The sequence below is a fragment of the Massilia sp. CF038 genome, from assembly GCF_900129765.1.
In the GTDB taxonomy this organism is placed as follows: domain Bacteria; phylum Pseudomonadota; class Gammaproteobacteria; order Burkholderiales; family Burkholderiaceae_D; genus Telluria_A.
This window is the reverse complement of the sequence record NZ_FQWU01000001.1, coordinates 1014679-1031711: the sequence shown is the minus strand read 5'-3', so window position 1 is coordinate 1031711 and position 17033 is coordinate 1014679. Positions and strand designations below refer to the sequence as shown.

Genomic DNA, 17033 nt, shown 5'->3' with positions numbered 1-17033 from the left:
ACGACCATGTTAAAGCCCATCCTTCTCGTCGAAGATAATCCCAACGACCTGGAACTGACCCTGATCGCTCTGGAAAAGAGCCAGCTGGCCAACGAGGTGATCATCGCGCGCGACGGCGCCGAAGCGCTCGAATACCTGCGCGCAGAAGGTGAGCACGCGGCGCGCCAGGTCGGCAATCCGACTGTTGTGCTGCTCGACCTGAAGCTGCCCAAGATCGATGGCCTGGAAGTGCTGAAAGTGATTCGCAATACGCCTGCGCTGAAAAGCATCCCCGTGGTCATGCTGACTTCGTCGAAGGAAGAACAGGATCTGCTGCGCAGCTACGAGCTGGGCGTGAATGCCTACGTGGTCAAGCCGGTGGACTTCGAAGAATTCGTGCGCGCCATCGCCGACCTGGGCATCTTCTGGGCAGTCCTTAATGAACCGCCGCCAGGCTCGTACCGCTACATCAAACCCAAGTAAGACGCGTCAGTGCGAGGTGGCGGCGAGCGGTTTGCGGCGCCGCAGCAGGTGGCGAATGCGGGCACTGAGCACATCGGCGTTGTAGGGCTTTTGCAGCAGGCTCACGCCGGCATCGAGCTGACCGTCATGGGCCAGCACCCCTTCGGCGTAACCGGAGGTGAACAGGATCTGGGCCGTGGGCAGCTTGTTGCGCACCACCTTGCTGAGGTCCAGGCTGCTGACCGCGCCCGGCATGACCACGTCGGAAAACACCAGGTCGATCTTGGCACCGGTTTCAATCAGATCGACCGCGCGCGACGCATCTTCCGCCTCATATACCTGGTATCCCAGGGCCGACAGCAGCGCCACCGTGCTGCTGCGCACATCTTCCTCGTCTTCCACCACCAGGATCGTTTCCAGGCCGCCGAACAGCGGCGCCGGCGTATTGTCGTCCAGGCTGGCCGGTTCGGCGGCGCTGCGCTGCAGGAAAATCTTGACGCTGGTGCCCTTGCCCGGCTCGCTGTTGAGCATGATCTCGCCGCCTGACTGCTTGACGAAACCGTAGGCCATCGACAAACCCAGGCCGGTGCCCTGCCCGGTTGGCTTGGTGGTGAAGAACGGTTCGAACGCGCGCTCCAGCACGGCGGCAGGCATCCCGCAACCGGTATCGGCAATTTCCACCATCACGTAGTCGCCACTGGCCAGATTCGACAACAGGGGCGAACCCTGCGGCACATTGGCGGCGCGGATGGTCAGGGTGCCGCCCTCGGGCATCGCGTCGCGCGCGTTGATGGCCAAATTCAGGATCACATTATTGAGCTGGCTTGGGTCGACCGTGGTGCTCCACAGCGCCGGCGCAATGTCGGTCTGGATCACGGCGCGCGGGCCCAGTACACGGCGCATCATTTCATCCATGTCGAGCAGGACCCGCCCAGGATTGAGCACCACCGCCTGCAGCGGCTGGCGCCGGGCAAAGGCCAGCAAATGCGCCGACAGCTTGGCGCCGCGCTCGACCCCGTTCAAGGCAATGTCGATGCGGGCGCGCGCATTGTCGCTCACCCCGCCCAGCAGTTTGATCAGCTGCAGATTGCCGCCGATGATTTGCAGGACGTTGTTGAAATCGTGGGCCACGCCACCAGTCAACTGGCCGATCGCTTCCATTTTCTGGGCCTGGTGCAGGGCCGACTGGCTTGCGGCCAGTTCTTCCTGGCTGCGCCGCAGGGAAATGAAGGCTTCGTCGCGCTGGCGCCGCGCCACGTAGGCGGCGCTGTGATAACGCAGGCGCGCGGCCAGTTCGCGTCCGTCGGGCCACTTGACCAGGTAATCGTTGGCGCCCACGGCAAAGGCGCGCGCCTTGATTTCGGCGTCTTCCTCGGACGACAGCAAAATCACGGGCAGATGTTCGGTGTCACGGTTGGCGCGCAGCAGGGCCACCACTTCGAAGCCGTCCATGCCGGGCATGCGCAGATCGACCACGACCACAGTTGCCTCCACCTCGCGCGCCAGTTCCACCACGCGCTCGGCGCGGGCGTCATAGCGCAGCGACAAGCCTTTCCAGCCATCGAGACAGGCGGCAATATAGTCTTGCGCATAAGGCTCATCGTCAATCAGCAACAGGGAGCAAGGTTGGGAGTCGTCGTCAATCATTACTAGTTTCAGTAGCACAATGTTCATGTATTTTACATGAGCATCTTGCAAATTAGACTGAACGAGGCGGCAACCGTGCGCAGGGAAGCCCGCTTCCAACTGGCCCGCTTGCGCGCGGTACTGTATTGACGTGGCGCCTACGCTGCTGCCGCCGTTTGTCCGACAGGTTCAGAAGCGCTGCACTGACACGGTTGCTCGAACTGCGGCATAAGATCAGGTCTCACAACCACTTTTGGAGACAGCGCATGAACACGATGAACAAAAACAAGGCTGGCGGCCACAATACCCCGCAGAGCGGCAACAAGTCAGGTAGTTCAGGCGAGGACAAGCAAGGCCAGCGCAGTCAGAAGGCGCCGCAAAACGAGCAAGCCGGCCGCGCCGATAACAAACAGGGCGACACCAAGGACCAGCAGACAAAACGCTGATTCTGGCGCCATGCTTGCCGCACTGCGCGCGTTGATGCAGCCACCGGCCGGGATGGCATTTGACTTCAGCCAGCCTGCCGGCGAAGCGGCGCTGGCGCCGGCAGGCGGCGTTTCCTGGCACATTTTTGCCAATCGGGTAGGCCTGTTCATTGGTGGGGTCGCCGCGGTGCTGCTGGAACTGGCTGAACCGTCGGTACGCAGTGGTGTGTGGGATCACAGCAGCTTTGTGCGCGATCCTGCCCTGCGCCTGCGCCGGACCGGCCACGCCGCCATGATGACCGTGTACGGTCCGCGCACAGCCGCCGAGCACATGATCGCGCGGGTGGTGCGCATGCATGCGCAGATCAAGGGCACCACGGCGGCCGGCCTTGCCTATCATGCGAACGACCCGCGTCTGCTGAACTGGGTGCAGGCAACGGCAACGTTTGGCTTCAGCGCTGCCTATTCACGCTATGTGCGGACCCTGTCGCCGCGCGAGCGGGATGCCGCGTTCGCGGAAAGCGCGCCCGCCGCTGCACTGTATGGCGCGACCGGCGCGCCGCGCTCGCTCGCAGCGTGGGAAGCACTGCTGGCAGACACTGCGCCGGCCCTGGAGGGATCAACCACACTGGCTGACTTTCTCCACATCATGCGCCGCGCGCCGCTGCTGCCGATGCCGCTGCGCCCGCTACAGCGTTTGCTGGTGCGCGCCGCAGTGTCAATCTGCCCGCCGGCGCTGCAAGCGCTGCCGCAGCTGCAAGGCCAGGCGCTGCGGCCCGGCGAAACCGTGCTGGTGCGCGCGCTGGCCCGGCTGGCCGCCGCGCTGCCGCTGGGCGACACGCCGGCGCGGCAAGCGGCGCGCCGGCTTGCGCTTCCGCCGCACGCATAAGACAGCGCCGCAAACGACAAAGGGCCACGCGTGCGCGTGGCCCTTCGAATATTCTGGCTCCCCGACCTGGACTCGAACCAGGGACCTGCGGATTAACAGTCCGTCGCTCTACCAACTGAGCTATCAGGGAAAAGAGGCCGCATTATATGTGGCCGCCGCTCCCCTGTCCAGTGCCGGAATTAATTAGAAATAGTAGTTGCCGAACACGCCGACGTGGTCGCCCTTGTAGACGTGGCTGCGGGTGCCGCGGCTGATCTTGAACTCTTCTTTTACGTAACGCAGTTTGACGCCCCAATGCGCCGATGGCATGTATTCGGCTTCAACGATGCCTGCAACTTTGCTGTCGAGGTCGGTGTCGCCGACTTCGGCTGCGCCGCTGCTGCTGAAACGGGCGTTGGTCGAATAGCGTGCACCGCCGCCGATGCGCCACTGTTGCGCAACGTGGTAGTAGGCCAGCAGTTCAACCGGGAAGCGCGAGAAACGCTGGCTGCCGTTGGTGGCATCGGCGCTGTCGAAGTGGTAACCGATCGAACCCTGGAACGAGAAGTCCGGGGTAACCTGGTAGTCGATACCGCCGACAAATGCGAGCAGATTGCCGGCACGGATGTCAGCCGAGGTGCCATCGGTGTACTCCACGGTCGACATTTTGTCGCCGCCAGCGGTCAGGCCCATGCCGACGAAAAAGCGCATTGGGTTGGCTTGCGGCGCGGTTTGTGCCTGAGCAGCATTGAGGGAACCGAACGCCACGGCGGTCGAAAGAATGATTTTTTTCATGGGAAAATAGTAGTGATGGCAATACGCAAAGGACTGCGTATTTATTCCAGGCGGCAATAATATACAAACCATCACAATCCTACAAGCAACTATACTTATATTTGCTGCAATACCACAGAAATAAAAAAAGCCACGTTTTTCAACGTGGCTTTTTGCATTCTGGCTCCCCGACCTGGACTCGAACCAGGGACCTGCGGATTAACAGTCCGTCGCTCTACCAACTGAGCTATCAGGGAAAAGAGGCAACATTATGTACTTCTCAAGTTACGCTGTCAAGCCGCGCAATCTGGTGCCGTACTTCCCGCTGCCTTTCAAACTGCGCTGTATCGCGCAATCCGAAGAAGCAAGAGTTTAGAGGACTTTCGCGATCGCGTCAATGACACGATCGATATTTTTCGAGTTCAAGGCCGCCACGCAAATGCGGCCGGTGTCGACCGCGTAGATCGAATGCTCGGTGCGCAGGCGCTCGACCTGAGCCTTCGTCAGGCCCGAGTACGAGAACATGCCCACTTGCGCGCGCACGAATTCGAAATCATGGGAAGGCGCTTTGGACTTGAGCTTTTCCACGAAAGCGTTGCGCATTTCCTTGATCCGCACGCGCATGCCGGCCAGTTCGTCTTCCCACAGCTGGCGCAGTTCCGGCGTGGTCAGGGCGGTGGCCACCACCTTGCCGCCATGGACTGGCGGGTTCGAATAATTGGTGCGCACCACGCGCTTGAGCTGCGACAGCAGACGGCCCGCTTCTTCGGCGCTCTCGCCCACCACCGACAGCGCGCCCACGCGCTCGCCATACAGCGAGAACGACTTGGAGAAGGAATTCGAGATCAGCAGCGGACCGCCAGCGGCGGCAAACTTGCCCACCACGGCGCCGTCTTCGGCGATACCCGAACCGAAGCCCTGGTAAGCCATGTCCAGGAACGGCACCAGGGCGCCGGCGCGCACCGCGCCAATGACCTCATCCCACTGGGCCGCCGTCAGATCGGCGCCAGTCGGGTTGTGGCAGCATGCGTGCAGCAGCACGATCGCGCCCTTGGGCATGGCGTTCAGGTCGGCCAGCATGCCGGCAAAATCGACGCCGCGCGTGGCCGCATCGTAGTAGCGGTAGGTGTGCACCTGGAAGCCGGCGCTTTCAAACAGCGCGCGGTGGTTTTCCCAGCTTGGGTCGCTGATGTAGACGCTCGAGCCGGGCGCAAAGCGCTGCAGGAAATCGGCGCCAATTTTCAGTGCGCCGGTGCCACCAATGGCTTGCACGGTCACGGCACGCTTGTCTTGAATAATCGGGCTGTCGGCACCAAATACCAGTTCTTGCACCGCCTTGTCGTAAGCCGCCAGGCCTTCGATTGGCAGATAGGTGCGCGGCGCCAGTTGCTCCATCAGAATTTCTTCGGCTTTGCGCACGCACGCCAGCAGCGGCACTTTGCCATTATCGTCATAATAGACACCCACGCCGAGGTTGATTTTGGCGGGATTGGTATCGGCGTTGAACGCCTCGGTGATCCCCAGAATGGGGTCGCGCGGGGCCAATTCGATGGCGCTGAAAATGCTGGCGGAAGCTGGTGAGGTCATCTGGTAAACTTGGTTGTCGGCTGAAGTTGTATAGACAGCGGCCCCTTGAATTCATTGGCGCCGCAAGCGGGCCACCATTCTAACAAAGGTCTGATCGTATGGCTGATTTATCCGTTGCAAACGACCCGGCGCCGACCGTGGTGACATTCCCCGATTCGCCCTTCAAGCTGCACCAGCCCTTCCCGCCCGCCGGCGACCAGCCGACCGCGATCGAGGGCCTGATCGAGGGCATCAACGATGGCTTGTCGTTCCAGACTTTGCTGGGCGTGACCGGCTCGGGCAAGACCTACACCATGGCCAATGTGATCGCGCGCGCGGGCCGGCCGGCCATCGTGTTCGCCCCCAACAAAACCCTGGCGGCCCAGCTGTATTCCGAGTTCCGCGAATTCTTCCCGCAAAACGCGGTCGAGTATTTCGTCAGTTACTACGATTACTATCAGCCTGAAGCCTACGTGCCGCAGCGCGACCTGTTCATCGAAAAGGACTCGTCGATCAACGAGCATATCGAGCAGATGCGCCTGTCGTGCACCAAGAGCCTGATGGAGCGGCGCGACGTGGTCATTGTGGCCACGGTGTCGGCGATTTACGGTATTGGTAACCCCAACGAATACCACCAAATGATTCTGACGCTGCGCGCGAAGGACAAGGTCGCCCAGCGCGATGTGATCGCGCGCCTGATCCAGATGCAGTACACCAGAAATGAAGTCGACTTCGGGCGCGGCACCTTCCGCGTGCGCGGCGACACGATTGACATCTTCCCCGCCGAGCATGCCGAACTGGCCATCCGGGTTGAAATGTTCGATGACGAAATCGAATCGCTGCAGCTGTTCGACCCGCTGACCGGGCGCGTGCGCCAGAAGATCCCGCGCTTCACCGTGTACCCGGGTTCGCACTACGTGACGCCGCGTTCGACCGTGCTGCGCGCGATCGAGTCGATCAAGCTGGAACTGCGCGACCGGCTCGAATTTTTCCGCAAAGAGAACAAGCTGATCGAAGAACAGCGGCTCGAACAGCGCACCCGCTTCGACCTGGAGATGATGGCGGAAATTGGCTTTACCAAGGGGATCGAGAACTACTCGCGCCACCTGTCCGGCGCCATGCCAGGCGAGCCGCCACCGACCCTGGTCGACTACCTGCCCAAAGATGCGCTGATGTTCCTGGACGAGTCGCACGTGCTGGTGGGCCAGCTCAACGCCATGTACAACGGCGACCGTTCACGCAAGACCAACCTGGTCGACTACGGCTTTCGCCTGCCGTCAGCGCTGGACAACCGCCCGCTCAAGTTCGAGGAATTCGAAGGCAAGCTGCGCCAGACCATCTTCGTGTCGGCCACGCCGGCCGAATACGAGCGCACCCACGCCGACAACGTCGTCGAGCAGGTGGTGCGCCCGACGGGCCTGGTGGACCCGCAAGTGATCGTCAAACCGGCCCTGACCCAGGTCGACGACCTGATGTCCGAAATCCAGGACCGCGTGGCCAAGGATGAACGGGTGCTGGTCACCACGCTGACCAAGCGCATGGCCGAACAGCTCACCGATTACCTGGGCGACCATGCCATCAAGGTACGCTATCTGCACAGCGATATCGAAACCGTGGAACGGGTCGAGATTTTGCGTGACCTGCGCCTGGGCACCTTCGATGTGCTGGTGGGGATCAACCTGCTGCGCGAGGGCCTCGATTTGCCCGAAGTGTCACTGGTGGCCATTCTCGACGCCGACAAGGAAGGCTTCCTGCGCTCCGAACGCAGCCTGATTCAAACCATTGGCCGCGCCGCCCGTAACCTGAACGGGGTGGCCATTCTGTACGCCGACAAGATCACCGATTCCATGAAAATGGCGATCGGCGAAACCGAACGGCGCCGCGCCAAGCAGATCGCCTTCAATGCCGCCAATGGCATCACGCCGGTGGGCATTAAAAAGCAGATCAAGGAATTGATCGATGGCGTCTACAGCCCGCAGCAGGCGCGCGACAACCTGGACGCGGAGAAGGAAACCGCAAAAATCGAGTCGATGAGCGAAAAGCAGATCGGCAAAGAGATCAAGCGTCTCGAAAAACTGATGATCGAGCACGCGAAAAATCTCGAGTTCGAAAAGGCGGCGCAAATGCGCGACCAGCTGCATGTGCTCAAAACCCAGGCCTTCGGCGCGCCTGGCGCCGACAACGTGGTCTCCATTTTAGGGAAGTAGCAGCATGAGTGCGATCGATGCCGGGCAGGACCCGATTCCGTTCAACCGCTACGAGGGCAAGCCCTTTCTCAAGTATGTCGACTCGTTCATCCTCAAGGCGATCGGCCAACTTGATCCGGCCATGGATGCCAAGCTGGTGGCTGTCACGCCCAAGTTGCAGGAGACGCTAGAATGCGACGGCACCTGGGAAGACATCGTGATGGCGCAACTCGATTTCGGCCCCGAAGTGCGCGACGAAATCCGCCGCTTGTGGGAAGCCAATCAGGTGCTGGCCAAGCAAGCGGGCGGCGAGCTGACGCCAATGCAGTTTGTCACGCTGTTCGTGGCTGACAACATCATTGCCGATGAATAGATGGGCGGCTTGGGCACCCACGCCGCGACAACCTAAAACGCATATTTTTTCCCCAGACCATACTCGGTCACTTTTTGTCGCAGCGCCGCCATGAACTTATCATCGGTAAATTTCATGGGGCCGTTCACGACCAGGTCGGCCGCCTTTTCGATGTCAAGCCGGGCTTCCGCCTTGCGCCCCATCGCCTCCAGGGCAAGCGCACGGCGCCAATAGACAAACGGGAAATTTGGCTGCGAAGGAATCGCGGCGCCCAGCACGCGGACCGCTTCCTCATAGCGCCGCAACTCGTACAGCGTCCACCCAAGATTGTACTGAATCATCATCCCGTTTCCGCCAGCCCCCGCGATTTTTTCAGCTGAACGCAGCGCATTCAGACTATCCTGATAGCGGGCAAGGCGCCGCAGGTAGGAGCTGTAATTGACGAACTCGGCGATTTCACGCGGCGCTTCCAGCTGGAAGGAATTCTCCTGGTCCAGGACGGCAGCCTGGTCCTGATTCAGATTGAAGAATGCCCACGCCCGTACCTGCAAGGCGCGCCGTTTTGCCGCACCGCTCAAGTTGTTCTGGGCCAGGCAGACGGTGGACCACTTGACCGTCCCGGCAAAATCCGCCTTGGCAAGGGCCGCTTCACTTTGGGCGCAGGCAGCCGGCTCTGCGGCAGCCGACACCGATTGACAGACCAGCACAGCGGCGATGAACAGAAAACGTACGCGAATTTGCATAAAATAGTCCGGTTGGCGATCAAATTAAATACATGTGCAACGGCATGACGTGCCCAGCCCGTTTCAGGCCTGGCGAAAGCGCTGGGCAATGGCATCGGCAAACGGGTACATGTCGAAATACGGCCGCGCCTCCTCCAGGGTTTTTTGCACCGATGGCCGTGCCATCAGGCGCTCGAAGTAGGCAGCGAGGTGGACGCAATCGTCCGGGAACGGGCTGAGCGTACAAGCATAGAACAGCGCCGGCACGGCTGCGCAGTCGGCCATGCTGAAGGCCTCACCCGCCACCCAGCTGCGCCCGGCCATGCGGGCATCGATCATGCGGTAGGCAGTGGCCAGCGTGGCCAGCCGCGCGCTGTTATCCTTGCCGCCGCTGAAATGGGCCGCAACGATTTCCTGCATCGGCCCTTGCACATAATTGTCGAACACACGGTCCCACAGCCGCACATCGAGCGCGCCATCCGGGTCGGCTGGCAGCAGGCGGCCAGCAGGGCCGTAATGGCGGTCCAGGTATTCAATGATGATCGAGGATTCCGGGACATCCTGTCCCCGCGCCTGGTCACGCAGCACCGGAAACTTGGTCATCGGCCACAGCGCCTGGAGCTGCGCGCGATCGGCCTCGGCGCCCAGATTGATGAGCTTGCGCTCGGCATCGAGGCCAAGTTCGTGCAGCGCCACCATCACCTTGTGGCAATAGGAAGCAAGCGGGTGGTAGTAGAGAGTAAGGGACATGGCAGCTCGCGCAAGTAGACGAGCTGCGATGGTTGCATCAATGGCAGGACTTGGCAAGTGCGGCATCACCATCGCCCTCGCGAAGGCGGGGGGGCTATAGCACTTCGCCGAATTCAGGTGCTGCATCACCATCGCCCTCGCGAAGGCGGGGGGCCATAGCACTTCGCCGAATTCGGGAAGGTGTTATGGGGGCTCGCATGTGAGCCGCCTTCGCGAGGGCGATGTCGTTGGGTAATCTTCCCGCACCTTAAGCGAAGGCGCGCCCGCGCATGCCAATGAAGCGGCGCCGCAACGCGACCCCGAGCGCACCTGCGCCAATGACGAAGAAGGTCAGCGCCGTCAGCTCCTGCCCGCCCGTGGTGACCACGGGCAGCGCCGCCGACGGCATGGTGCCCGCATCCATGCGCTTGTCATAGGTGGCGCCGATCACCAGTTCTTCATCGTTGATGGCGTTGGCCAGGTGCAAGCCCTTGCCGCCGCGGTGGATGTTCATCTTGCCGTCGCGCCAGACGAACGACTGGCGTTCGTCGCCGATCAGCAAGGTGCCCACCACGTGGCCGGCGTTGTTGATGCCGGTCGCAAAGCTCGAGCCGTGCCCGATAATGGCGCCCAGATCGATCATGCGCTTGCCATCGTGCATGAATGCATGCCAGCGCCGCTCGCGCGTGAGGGAGGCGCCCACCACCACGCCCGCGTCGTTGATGGCCGACGCCGAACTGGACAGGCCGCCCAGTGTGCCCAGATCCACCATCCCGCGCACCGGATCGTACACAAAGGCATGGCGGTACTCATCGGGCATGGAGGCGGTGCCCACCACTTGTCCCTTGTTGTTCATGGCGCTGGCGTAACTGATGGTGCCGCCGAGCGTACCCAGGTCGGTCATGACACCGTTGCCGTCAGCCAGGAAAGCGTGGAAGAAGCCATTGCTGGTGTCGGCAAAACCGACGACCTCGCCGCGCCGGTTGATGGCCATGCCGTAGCTGCTGTCGCCGCCCAGTGTGCCCAGCTCGCGCATGCCGCGCGTGCGCTCGTAGACGAAGGCTTTCCAGTGGCGGTCGGCGCCCTGGGCGGAGCCAACCACCACACCATCTTCATTGATGGCCTTGGCATCGCTGTAACCGCCGCCAAGCGCGCGCAATTCGGTCAGCTTTCCCTTTTCGAACAGGACGCCGCGCTGATTACCCTCGTCGTCCTCAAGCACGGCGGCAACCTGACCGCGCGCATTGACGTCGTAGGCCACGGTTTGCTCCCCATTGGGCGCTTTGATGCCTAGCGAATGCGTGCCAGCGACGGCAGGGGCGGCAGGGGCGGTACAAACGGCCAGCAACAGCAGGCAACAACGCGATACGAGACGCATGAGGAGGGATCCTTTTTCCAGGTTGAAAACAAGCCAGGGGAATGCCATCGCAGATTAACGAAAGAGCATCTCCTGACTATACTTCAAATTGCTATCAAAGGATATTTTTTATTGCTATGTAATAGCAATTCCCTACCCCAAAGACATCGCCCTCGCGCAGGCGGGGGCCGATTCCACTTCAGCGAATTCGATGTTGTGGAATAGGCCCCCGCCTGCGCGAGGGCGATGTCGTTTCAGGCTGCGGGATGGTGCGCACGCATGCGTACCAGCCGGGTCTTGCAGTGACGGCGGTCATTGACCCCGCACTGCCAAATCAGACTTACTGCTGGGCCGGCGCGGTCGAGACGAGCGAGCGCTGGACCCAGCCGCCGGACACGTTCTCGCCATCAATGCGGACGAAGCCATTTTGCTCTTCACCGGTGGCAATCGCCTCTTCTTCACGCTTGAGCGTGCCCATCAGCTTGCTCTTGGCATTCGCTTCGGTGAATACCTTGACCGAGGCCAGGCGCGCAAACACGCTGGCGCCAGCGGCCACCGGCACGCCGGCACGGGTCGAGGCACTGGCATTGATCCGGCTTTCCGCGCTGCTGGTCTTGATCAGGCTGGGCGTGTTCCGGATCGACTGCACCACCTTGTTGTAGTTGTCGAGCAAGCTGGCAGCGACCATCTTGCCTTCCGGCGTGTTGGTGTACCCGTTGGCGCTGGTGTAGCCGGCGCCGCCGTAGTTCCAGCCCGACATACCGAAATCGGTTTTCTTGGCCGTGCCTTCGGCTGCTGCCACCTGGATACCGGAACGCACGTCGGCGATCAGCAAGCTGGTCTGCGCTTCCTTGAACTTCAGGTTGCCGGCAATGCCGCCCACGATGCCGCCCAGGCGCGAACCGCCCCAGTTCGACAGCGCGCCACCAATGCCGCCGCTGTTGGCGGTAAATTGCACGCCGGGCGTCATCACGAAGTCAGCTGCCTGCAGCTGGCCCTTGCCCACGTTGGAGCCGCCCAGCGATTCGCCGTTGGCTGCCAGGGCGCGTTCTTCCTGCAGATTGGCCATGGCCACGCCGCGCTCAACGACGGTGAAGCAATTCGAATTCTGGATCATGATGCGCAGCAGCGAGACGGGCGAACCCAGGCCATAGCTTTGCAGTTCGTGCTGGCTGGCGCCGCGGTTTTCGCTGACGGCAATGGTGCCCAGCGGGCGCTCGCATTTTTCGACGTTACTGGAAACATCGGCAGCGAAGGAAGAAGCGCTGGCGGCAGCCAGCGCAGCAAACAGAGTCAGAGCGAGAGATTTCATGATCAGCCGTGGAGTGCGAAAGCTAATATTTTAACAACAATTCCACGGCCAATGATATTAATTTTGTAAGCATTGACGACAATGCTACACCGACTTGATGAACTCCCGTATCCCCGCCAGGAACATCTCGACCGCCATGGCGGACAGAATCAAGCCCATCAGACGCTCAAAGGCGGTCATCACTTGCGGACCCAGTTTTTCCTGCAGCCGTTCGGCCGACAGGAACACGGCCAGCCAGACAGCGCCCACTGCCGTCAGGGCGCCCACGTGCAGCATCACATCGGTGGTGCTGTCCGACGAGAACAGCAGCACCGTGGCCAGCGCCGAGGGGCCGGCAATGGCGGGAATGGCCAGCGGAACAATGAACGGTTCGCCGCCGTGCTCGTCATCGGCACCGCCAAACGGGCCGCCCGGCTGCGGGAACACCATGCGCAGGGCAATCAGGAACAGGATCACGCTGCCGCCAATGCGCAGTGAAATTTCGGACAACTGCATGGCCGACAGCAGATGGCTGCCGAAGAACATGAACAGCAGCAGCACAAAGAAGGCGATCAGGCATTCGCGCACGACCACTTTCCAGCGCCGCTCTTTGGGTACCTGGCGCAGCGCGCTGACAAACAGCGGCACGTTGCCGAACGGGTCGGTGACCAGGATCAGCAGGATGAAGGTCTGGATAAACGTTTGGGTCATGGTTCAGTCGGTCCGTGCGCTAGCGCAGCATCTTGGCCTTGAGGGTGGCCACGCATTCCAGCGCCGCCGTGGCAATGCGCGATTTGAGCAAGGCCGCGTTGTCGATCATCAGCTGGTCAAAGTTGGGCGCGCGCGCCTTGTCGTCGGGCTTGTCCTTGCACACGCCGCTGGCCACCACCGCGCCGGACTCGGTATCGATCAGGCGCGCACTGGCCTGGTAATGCAGGTCGTAATGGAACCAGTCGGTGGCAAAGGTGGACAAGCCCCATTTCTCGGTTTCCACGTCCAGCATGTAGCGGGCACGGCCGCGGGCCGCGCGTGCGATGTCCTTGACCTTGATCGCGTCCGGCACGGCCAGCACGCCATCGGCGCGGCGCGCGCCTTTTGCCGCTTCGAAGGCGCTGACCAGCTCCTGCGAAATATCGCGGGCCGGGTCCACAATATGGCCGTAGCTGGCTGCCTTGGCCGCGGCGTCGGCCTCGGTGGTGGCATGAAAGCCGGGCGACAGCCGGGTGGCGGCGACCATGCTGCCAGCGGCATCGATCACCTTGTTGGTCAGGGCCTGGGCACTGTTAAGCGAACTGAACGGGGGCGCACTGCGCACCGTGTAGCCGAGCGTCTGGTCGCGCAGCGCGTCGCCGGCGATCAGATCGGACTTGGGCGCTGGCGCGGAACCACAGCCGCTTGCCAGCAGCGCCGTGGCGATCGGAAGGGACAACTTTTTCATGGCATCGATGGCAGGTGACGAACATTGCATGGTCTTCGCCCTCGCGCACGCGGGGGCCCAGTCCACACCACCGCAGCCGGCGCGGTGGCGAGGTACTGCAAACAAAACGGCGGAGGATCCTGGGATCGTCCGCCGCTGGGATTACTTCTCGAACTTTTTAAGCCAGGCTGCCAGCTGGTGCGGGCGCAGACCGTCGTAGTCTTCAAACGGCTGGTGGATCCAAGGATTGTGCGGCAACTCTTCCAGGAAATAGTCCGGCATGATCGATGAGCAGCCCTTGACCCAGATCACCGCCGACTTGACTTCGGTGACGCCAGTGAAATTCTCGGACAGATGACGGGTGACCTTGTCGAGCGTGACGCCCGAATCGGCCAGGTCGTCCACCAGCAGGATCTTGCCGGCCAGCGGCCCCTTGGTCATCGTCATGTATTTGGCGATGTCGAGGTCGCCGCGTACCGTGCCTGCTTCTTCACGATAGGAACTGGTCGACAGGATCGCCAGCGGCACATCGAAAATGCGCGAGAACACGTCGCCCGGACGCACGCCGCCGCGCGCCAGGCACAGCACCTGGTCAAATTTCCAGCCCGATTCGTACACTTTGAGCGCCAGGCGCTCGATCAGGCGATGGTACTCGTCCCAGGATACCCAGAGGTCTTTGTCGGTCGATGGTGGGGTGGTCATAGTGAGCTCCTCTGGCTTTTATTCGAACGGATGGCGCAGGACGATGGTTTCCACGCGGTCAGGACCGGTGGAGACCATGTCGACCGGCACGCCGACCAGTTCTTCGATACGTTTGATGTAGGCACGCGCGGTGGCAGGCAGATCGGCGAGCGACTTGGCGCCCACGGTCGATTCTTTCCAACCTGGCATGTCTTCGTAGACGGGCACGCAGCGCGCCGCGTCTTCCGCACCCACCGGGAAGATGTCGACCGGCTGGCCGTCAATGGTGTAGCCGGTGCACAGCTTGAGCGTCTCGATGCCGTCCAGCACGTCGAGCTTGGTCAGGCACATGCCCGACACGCCATTGATCTGGACCGAGCGGCGCAGCAGCGCAGCGTCAAACCAGCCGCAGCGGCGGGCGCGGCCCGTGACGGTGCCAAATTCATGGCCCACCGACGACAGGTGGTGGCCGACGCCAGCATCGGTAGGCAGTTCCGACGGGAACGGGCCGGAACCGACACGGGTGGTGTAGGCCTTGGTGATGCCCAGGATGTAGTGCAGCATGTTGGGGCCGACGCCGGCGCCGGCCGAGGCATTGCCCGCCACACAGTTCGACGAGGTGACGTACGGATAGGTGCCGTGGTCCACATCGAGCAGGGAACCCTGGGCGCCTTCGAACAGCAGGTTGCCGCCCGCCTTGTAGGCAGCGTACAGCTGGGACGAGACGTCGCCCACCATCGGCTTCAGGCGCGGCACCAGGGCCATCGCGTCGTCGTAGGTTTTCTGGAAGTCGACCGGGTCGGCGTTCAGGTAATTGGTCAGCACGAAGTTGTGATAAGCCAGGTTCTCGCGCAGCTTTTCAGCGAAGCGTTCCGGGTTCAGCAGGTCGGCGATACGGATCGCGCGGCGCGCCACTTTGTCTTCGTAGGCCGGGCCGATCCCTTTGCAGGTGGTGCCGATCTTGTTGTCGCCGCGCGCTTTCTCGCGCGCCACGTCGACAGCGACGTGGTAAGGCAGGATGACCGGGCAGGCTTCCGAGATCTTCAGGCGCGAGACGACTTCCACGCCAATGGCTTGCAGCTTGTCGATTTCGCGCATCACGTCCGGCACCGACACCACCACACCGTTGCCGATGTAGCAGGCCACGCCTTCGCGCATGATGCCCGAAGGGATCAGCTGCAAAGCCGTCTTCTGGCCCTTGATGACCAGCGTGTGGCCTGCATTATGGCCGCCCTGGAAGCGGACCACGCCCTGGGCGTTGTCGGTCAGCCAGTCGACGATTTTACCTTTGCCTTCATCGCCCCATTGGGTACCGATGACAACGACGTTCTTTGCCACGTTTTTCTTTGACATCACACTTAGCCTAAGTTTTTGAGAATCCAGTTACTGTCTTCGAGGACAAGTACGCGATCGCACTCGAACTCGTCCTGCTCATTGTCGTGACCCGGCATGGACTGGATCACCACCTCCCCTGCCTTGCGCAGCTGAGCTATTTGTTCGCGCAGTTCGGGCGCATTGCCCCACGGTGCGCGGATCGAATGCTTGCGCTCGGCAGTCGGCAACAGCCGCGCCAGTTCGCGCAAGTCGAGCGAGAAGCCGGTGGCGGGACGGGCCCGGCCAAATGCTTCGCCCACATGGTCGTAACGGCCGCCGCGCGCCACCGCGTTCGGCAAACCCGGCACGTACAAGGCGAACATGGCGCCGCTTTCGTAGGCGTAGCCGCGCAGGTCGGCCAGATCAATGGCCACCTCGGCGCGGCCCAGGGCCGAGCCCGCCAGCGCTGCCAGTTCGGCCAGGGCGCGGGCAATACCCGGCAACTCGGGCAAGACCTCGCGCGCACGCGCCAGCACATCAATATCACCGTACAGATTGGGCAGCGCCAGCAAGGCGGCGCGCGTGGCCGGGGCGTAGGCGGCGCTGAGCGCATCCAGGCCCGGCGTGTCTTTGGCGCGCAGCAAGTGGTAGACGGCCGCTTCATCCTTGTGCGCCAGCGGATCGCTCTCAAGCAGGGCCCGTACCACGCCCACGTGCGACAAATCCAGGCGCACGTCCGGGAAGCCCGCCATGGCCAGCGAGGCCAGGGCCAGTTCCTGGATCTCGGCGTCCGCCTCCAGGCCCGCGTGGCCGTACATTTCGGCGCCAATCTGGAGCGGTTCGCGGGTGGCATGCAAGCCGCTCGGGCGGGTATGCAGCACGCTGCCCGCGTAGCACAGACGGGTGACCGAATCACGGTTGAGCAGGTGGGCGTCAATGCGCGCCACCTGGGTCGTCATATCGGCGCGCAAGCCAAGCATGCGGCCGGAAATCTGGTCCACCAGCTTGAAGGTGCGCAGATCGGTATCCTGGCCGGCGCCGGTCAGCAGCGAGTCCACATACTCCAGCAGCGGCGGCATCACCAGCTCGTATCCGTACAGGCGGAAGTTGTCGAGCATCAGACGACGCAGCTCTTCGATCTTGCGTGCTTCGGAAGGCAAGACGTCGGCAATATGTTCAGGCAGGAGCCAATTCGGCATGGGGTAAAGGGGTAGTTAAAAAACAAACAACAGGAAGCGCGCGGCCGCGACAAATGGTGCGCCGAACCATCAATTTTACCTGAAT

At 62.0% G+C, this 17033-nt stretch carries 17 protein-coding genes and 2 tRNA genes; 5 read left to right on the top strand and 14 right to left on the bottom strand.

Annotation, left to right across the window (positions count from 1 at the left end; all coding sequences use genetic code 11):
- Nucleotides 1-6: 6 nt before the first annotated feature.
- Complete coding sequence (locus BUC24_RS04720) at nt 7-462, top strand: response regulator (protein ID WP_073212951.1); 456 nt, start codon at nt 7-9, stop codon at nt 460-462.
- 6 nt (nt 463-468) lie between these two features.
- Here BUC24_RS04720 and BUC24_RS04715 read toward each other — a convergent pair whose 3' ends face one another.
- A complete protein-coding gene (locus tag BUC24_RS04715; protein WP_073212950.1) occupies nt 469-2088 on the bottom strand; it encodes a response regulator in 1620 nt (539 codons plus the stop codon).
- 245 nt (nt 2089-2333) lie between these two features.
- On the opposite strand from BUC24_RS04715, the gene BUC24_RS04710 reads away from it, so the two are divergent.
- Both BUC24_RS04710 and BUC24_RS04705 read left to right on the top strand, forming a co-directional pair.
- Nucleotides 2334-2513: a hypothetical protein gene (locus BUC24_RS04710; RefSeq protein WP_073212949.1), complete on the top strand. Its 180-nt coding sequence runs from the start codon at nt 2334-2336 to the stop codon at nt 2511-2513.
- Nucleotides 2514-2523: 10 nt separating this feature from the next.
- Nucleotides 2524-3381: an oxygenase MpaB family protein gene (locus BUC24_RS04705; RefSeq protein WP_073212948.1), complete on the top strand. Its 858-nt coding sequence runs from the start codon at nt 2524-2526 to the stop codon at nt 3379-3381.
- Between the two features lie 54 nt (nt 3382-3435).
- Here the strand turns inward: BUC24_RS04705 and BUC24_RS04700 are convergent.
- From BUC24_RS04700 to BUC24_RS04685, 4 genes are all read right to left on the bottom strand, one after another.
- Nucleotides 3436-3511: transfer RNA gene (locus BUC24_RS04700), tRNA-Asn, on the bottom strand.
- A 53-nt stretch (nt 3512-3564) separates the two neighbouring features.
- Nucleotides 3565-4155 carry an outer membrane beta-barrel protein gene (locus BUC24_RS04695; protein ID WP_073212947.1) on the bottom strand — a complete coding sequence of 197 codons (591 nt, stop codon included), beginning with the start codon at nt 4153-4155 and terminating at the stop codon, nt 3565-3567.
- Nucleotides 4156-4315: 160 nt separating this feature from the next.
- A tRNA-Asn gene (locus BUC24_RS04690) sits at nt 4316-4391 on the bottom strand.
- Between the two features lie 115 nt (nt 4392-4506).
- Complete coding sequence (locus tag BUC24_RS04685; protein WP_073212946.1) at nt 4507-5721, bottom strand: amino acid aminotransferase; 1215 nt, start codon at nt 5719-5721, stop codon at nt 4507-4509.
- Between the two features lie 98 nt (nt 5722-5819).
- Here BUC24_RS04685 and uvrB point away from each other — a divergent pair, with 98 nt between their 5' ends.
- The gene (gene uvrB / locus BUC24_RS04680; protein ID WP_073212945.1) at nt 5820-7907 is read left to right on the top strand and encodes an excinuclease ABC subunit UvrB; all 2088 of its coding nucleotides are present in this window, start codon (nt 5820-5822) and stop codon (nt 7905-7907) included.
- 4 nt (nt 7908-7911) lie between these two features.
- Nucleotides 7912-8259, top strand: coding sequence for a hypothetical protein (locus tag BUC24_RS04675; protein ID WP_073212944.1), 348 nt, complete (start codon nt 7912-7914; stop codon nt 8257-8259).
- A 32-nt stretch (nt 8260-8291) separates the two neighbouring features.
- Here the strand turns inward: BUC24_RS04675 and BUC24_RS04670 are convergent, their stop codons facing one another.
- From BUC24_RS04670 to BUC24_RS04630, 9 genes are all read right to left on the bottom strand, one after another.
- Nucleotides 8292-8981, bottom strand: coding sequence for a tetratricopeptide repeat protein (locus tag BUC24_RS04670; RefSeq protein WP_073212943.1), 690 nt, complete (start codon nt 8979-8981; stop codon nt 8292-8294).
- A 63-nt stretch (nt 8982-9044) separates the two neighbouring features.
- A complete protein-coding gene (locus BUC24_RS04665) occupies nt 9045-9710 on the bottom strand; it encodes a glutathione S-transferase family protein (RefSeq protein WP_073212942.1) in 666 nt (221 codons plus the stop codon).
- A 247-nt stretch (nt 9711-9957) separates the two neighbouring features.
- Complete coding sequence (locus tag BUC24_RS04660; protein ID WP_083598832.1) at nt 9958-11067, bottom strand: hypothetical protein; 1110 nt, start codon at nt 11065-11067, stop codon at nt 9958-9960.
- 319 nt (nt 11068-11386) lie between these two features.
- Nucleotides 11387-12358 carry a CsgG/HfaB family protein gene (locus tag BUC24_RS04655; RefSeq protein WP_073212941.1) on the bottom strand — a complete coding sequence of 324 codons (972 nt, stop codon included), beginning with the start codon at nt 12356-12358 and terminating at the stop codon, nt 11387-11389.
- A gap of 84 nt (nt 12359-12442) precedes the next feature.
- The gene (locus tag BUC24_RS04650) at nt 12443-13048 is read right to left on the bottom strand and encodes a MarC family protein (RefSeq protein WP_073212940.1); all 606 of its coding nucleotides are present in this window, start codon (nt 13046-13048) and stop codon (nt 12443-12445) included.
- A 19-nt stretch (nt 13049-13067) separates the two neighbouring features.
- Nucleotides 13068-13775, bottom strand: coding sequence for a hypothetical protein (locus BUC24_RS04645; RefSeq protein WP_073212939.1), 708 nt, complete (start codon nt 13773-13775; stop codon nt 13068-13070).
- Between the two features lie 141 nt (nt 13776-13916).
- Nucleotides 13917-14456, bottom strand: a complete 540-nt coding sequence (locus BUC24_RS04640) for a phosphoribosyltransferase (protein WP_073212938.1) — start codon at nt 14454-14456, stop codon at nt 13917-13919.
- An 18-nt stretch (nt 14457-14474) separates the two neighbouring features.
- Entirely contained in the window at nt 14475-15788 is a 1314-nt protein-coding gene (locus tag BUC24_RS04635; RefSeq protein ID WP_073212937.1) for an adenylosuccinate synthase, read from the bottom strand.
- Nucleotides 15789-15793: 5 nt separating this feature from the next.
- Complete coding sequence (locus tag BUC24_RS04630) at nt 15794-16948, bottom strand: ATP phosphoribosyltransferase regulatory subunit (protein ID WP_073212936.1); 1155 nt, start codon at nt 16946-16948, stop codon at nt 15794-15796.
- Nucleotides 16949-17033: the final 85 nt, after the last annotated feature.

What these genes read in the sequence shown, in the direction of transcription:
- BUC24_RS04720 (WP_073212951.1), top strand. Translation starts at nt 7, where the DNA reads ATGTTAAAGCCCATCCTTCTCGTCGAAGATAATCCCAACGACCTGGAA.
- BUC24_RS04715 (WP_073212950.1), bottom strand. Translation starts at nt 2,088, where the DNA reads ATGATTGACGACGACTCCCAACCTTGCTCCCTGTTGCTGATTGACGAT.
- BUC24_RS04710 (WP_073212949.1), top strand. Translation starts at nt 2,334, where the DNA reads ATGAACACGATGAACAAAAACAAGGCTGGCGGCCACAATACCCCGCAG.
- BUC24_RS04705 (WP_073212948.1), top strand. Translation starts at nt 2,524, where the DNA reads ATGCTTGCCGCACTGCGCGCGTTGATGCAGCCACCGGCCGGGATGGCA.
- BUC24_RS04695 (WP_073212947.1), bottom strand. Translation starts at nt 4,155, where the DNA reads ATGAAAAAAATCATTCTTTCGACCGCCGTGGCGTTCGGTTCCCTCAAT.
- BUC24_RS04685 (WP_073212946.1), bottom strand. Translation starts at nt 5,721, where the DNA reads ATGACCTCACCAGCTTCCGCCAGCATTTTCAGCGCCATCGAATTGGCC.
- uvrB (WP_073212945.1), top strand. Translation starts at nt 5,820, where the DNA reads ATGGCTGATTTATCCGTTGCAAACGACCCGGCGCCGACCGTGGTGACA.
- BUC24_RS04675 (WP_073212944.1), top strand. Translation starts at nt 7,912, where the DNA reads ATGAGTGCGATCGATGCCGGGCAGGACCCGATTCCGTTCAACCGCTAC.
- BUC24_RS04670 (WP_073212943.1), bottom strand. Translation starts at nt 8,981, where the DNA reads ATGCAAATTCGCGTACGTTTTCTGTTCATCGCCGCTGTGCTGGTCTGT.
- BUC24_RS04665 (WP_073212942.1), bottom strand. Translation starts at nt 9,710, where the DNA reads ATGTCCCTTACTCTCTACTACCACCCGCTTGCTTCCTATTGCCACAAG.
- BUC24_RS04660 (WP_083598832.1), bottom strand. Translation starts at nt 11,067, where the DNA reads ATGCGTCTCGTATCGCGTTGTTGCCTGCTGTTGCTGGCCGTTTGTACC.
- BUC24_RS04655 (WP_073212941.1), bottom strand. Translation starts at nt 12,358, where the DNA reads ATGAAATCTCTCGCTCTGACTCTGTTTGCTGCGCTGGCTGCCGCCAGC.
- BUC24_RS04650 (WP_073212940.1), bottom strand. Translation starts at nt 13,048, where the DNA reads ATGACCCAAACGTTTATCCAGACCTTCATCCTGCTGATCCTGGTCACC.
- BUC24_RS04645 (WP_073212939.1), bottom strand. Translation starts at nt 13,775, where the DNA reads ATGAAAAAGTTGTCCCTTCCGATCGCCACGGCGCTGCTGGCAAGCGGC.
- BUC24_RS04640 (WP_073212938.1), bottom strand. Translation starts at nt 14,456, where the DNA reads ATGACCACCCCACCATCGACCGACAAAGACCTCTGGGTATCCTGGGAC.
- BUC24_RS04635 (WP_073212937.1), bottom strand. Translation starts at nt 15,788, where the DNA reads ATGTCAAAGAAAAACGTGGCAAAGAACGTCGTTGTCATCGGTACCCAA.
- BUC24_RS04630 (WP_073212936.1), bottom strand. Translation starts at nt 16,948, where the DNA reads ATGCCGAATTGGCTCCTGCCTGAACATATTGCCGACGTCTTGCCTTCC.